The organism is Brevundimonas denitrificans (assembly GCF_030160755.1).
GTDB lineage: Bacteria > Pseudomonadota > Alphaproteobacteria > Caulobacterales > Caulobacteraceae > Brevundimonas > Brevundimonas denitrificans.
Genome location: NZ_BSOY01000067.1, coordinates 1 through 2,500 on the forward strand (window position 1 = coordinate 1; position 2,500 = coordinate 2,500).

Below are 2,500 nucleotides of genomic sequence, written 5' to 3' on the forward strand. Positions count from 1 at the left end.
CGGCCTCGCTGCGTCCAGCGCCGCAGGGTCCAGACTCCCACGGCGAACCGGCCGAGCACCAGCACGGCGCCCACGGCCCAGGCCCACAGCGCCAGATCTCCGCCGGACGGCCACAGGATCGAGCCGGACAGGGCCACGCCCTCGACCGGCTCCACCGCCCCGGCCCAGACGACCGGCGTCGGCGGGGCGGCGGCGAACCCGGCCGCCGGCAGCAGGGGAACCGACAGGTCCGGCGCGATCGCCATGACCAGCGGCAGGGCGATCAGCAAGCCGACCGTGGCCCGCAGGATGTCGACCCGTTCGGCGGCCGGCCGTCTGTGCAGAACGGTCGCCAGGACCAGGCCCGCGCCGGCGATCAGACCCGACTTGACCAGCAGTTCGAGGATCAGGGCGACGCTCACGAGCCGCGCTCCCGGGCCTGTTCGATCGCCCGTTCCAGCGCCTCGAGCTCCTCGGGCTTCAGCTTCTGGGTCAGGCCCAGCAGGGCGGTCGCGGCGGAAACCGCGGACCCGGCGAAGAAGGTGTCGACCGTCCGCCGCAGCGCGCCCGCCGCCAGCGCCTGCGGCCGCTGCATCGGCCGATAGACGAAGCCGTCCTCGGCCGACCGCCGCCCGACCAACTGCTTGGCCTCAAGGCGCGCCAGCAGGGTCCGGACCGCGGAGTCGCTGAGGTCGCCGCTCATGGCCACGCGCACGGCGCCCGTGGTGGCCTCCTCCAGGCGGCAAAGGACCTCAAAGGCCTCTCGCTCGCGTCGCGGCAGGGATTCGATCACACCGGCTCCTCGGATTGGCGCTACATTTGTCGCGCTACGTTTGTAGCGGACTGGGGCAGGATTGAGGCGGCGGGGTGAACTCGCGGTAAGGGCTAGGGGGCGGCCGGCTGGCAGACAGGTGGCCGAACAGCAAAAAGCCCCGCCGGCGATGCCGGGCGGGGCTTTCAGATCCTGGGTGCGGGAGCAGGATTTGCACCTGCGACCTTCAGCTTATGAGCCTGACGAGGTGAGCGGGCCGTATACGGCGACGCGAACGGGCCGCTCCATCCCGCACGCCCCTGCGCCAGATATGCAAAAGCCCGCCGGACGGGTCCATGCGGGCTTCTGAAAGTTTGGGTGCGGGAGCAGGATTTGAACCTGCGACCTTCAGGTTATGAGCCTGACGAGCTACCGGGCTGCTCCATCCCGCGGCAAACGGTAGTGTAAGGGAAGAGCAGTTCGAGAGATGGGCGACGGCCCATAATACAATCTTCTATCCGTCTGGTAGACCCGGCGGCGACCTACTCTCCCGCGCCTTGAGACGAAGTACCATCGGCTCTGGAGGCCTTAACGACCGAGTTCGGAATGGGATCGGGTGGGGAACCTCCGACATAGCCACCAGGTCAACCAGGCGGATAGACGATTGTGAGAAGACATTGTCGTATTCGAAAATCGAATGAGTTTTGCTGAGAAACGATCAAGCCGATCGGATTATTAGTACCAGTAAGCTTCATGGGTCGCCCCACTTCCACACCTGGCCTATCAACGTGGTAGTCTTCCACGATCCTCAGCGAAGCCTTGTTTTGAGGTTAGTTTCCCGCTTAGATGCTTTCAGCGGTTATCTATTCCATACATAGCTACCCTGCTGCACAACTGGCGTCATGACAGGTCCACCAGAGGTATGTCCATCCCGGTCCTCTCGTACTAGGGACAGATCCTCTCAAGCTTCGAACACCCACGGCAGATAGGGACCAAACTGTCTCACGACGTTCTGAACCCAGCTCACGTACCACTTTAAATGGCGAACAGCCATACCCTTGGGACCTGCTCCAGCCCCAGGATGTGATGAGCCGACATCGAGGTGCCAAACTTTGCCGTCGATATGGACTCTTGGGCAAAATCAGCCTGTTATCCCTAGAGTACCTTTTATCCGTTGAGCGATGGCCCTTCCACGCGGGACCACCGGATCACTATGGCCGACTTTCGTCTCTGCTCGACTTGTCAGTCTCGCAGTCAGGCGAGCTTATGCCATTGCACTCGACGAGCGATTTCCGACCGCTCTGAGCTCACCATCGCGCGCCTCCGTTACACTTTAGGAGGCGACCGCCCCAGTCAAACTACCCACCACGCCATGTCCCGGGACCGGATAACGGCCCTCGGTTAGACGTCAACGACAGTAAGGGTGGTATTTCAAGGATGACTCCACCAGAGCTGGCGCCCCGGTTTCATAGTCTCCCACCTATCCTACACATACGGTCGCTAACGCCAAGGCGAAGCTATAGTAAAGGTTCATAGGGTCTTTCCGTCTGACCGCGGGAACCCCGCATCTTCACGGGGAATTCAATTTCACTGAGCCTGTGCTGGAGACAGTGGGGAAGTCGTTACGCCATTCGTGCAGGTCGGAACTTACCCGACAAGGAATTTCGCTACCTTAGGACCGTTATAGTTACGGCCGCCGTTTACCTGGGCTTCAGTTCGTCGCTTTCACAACTCCCTTTAACCTTCAGGCACCGGGCAGGCGTCAGACCC

The 2,500-nt window shown here is 62.4% G+C and carries 1 protein-coding gene, 2 tRNA genes, 2 rRNA genes and 1 pseudogene (1 of these 6 cut by a window edge); all 6 read right to left on the reverse strand.

Annotated elements, in window-relative coordinates:
- Positions 1-401, reverse strand: a pseudogene (locus tag QQJ79_RS12580) (M56 family metallopeptidase); the annotation flags it as partial.
- Entirely contained in the window at positions 398-772 is a 375-nt protein-coding gene (locus tag QQJ79_RS12585; RefSeq protein ID WP_284223275.1) for a BlaI/MecI/CopY family transcriptional regulator, read from the reverse strand. The pseudogene QQJ79_RS12580 and the gene QQJ79_RS12585, both read right to left, overlap by 4 nt.
- 172 nt (positions 773-944) lie before the next feature.
- Positions 945-1,045, reverse strand: a tRNA-Met gene (locus tag QQJ79_RS12590).
- A 60-nt stretch (positions 1,046-1,105) separates the two neighbouring features.
- Positions 1,106-1,182 (reverse strand) — tRNA-Met (locus QQJ79_RS12595).
- Between the two features lie 77 nt (positions 1,183-1,259).
- Positions 1,260-1,374 (reverse strand): 5S ribosomal RNA (rrf, locus tag QQJ79_RS12600).
- 70 nt (positions 1,375-1,444) lie between these two features.
- A 23S ribosomal RNA gene (locus QQJ79_RS12605) occupies positions 1,445-2,500 on the reverse strand; it runs 1,733 nt beyond the window's last position.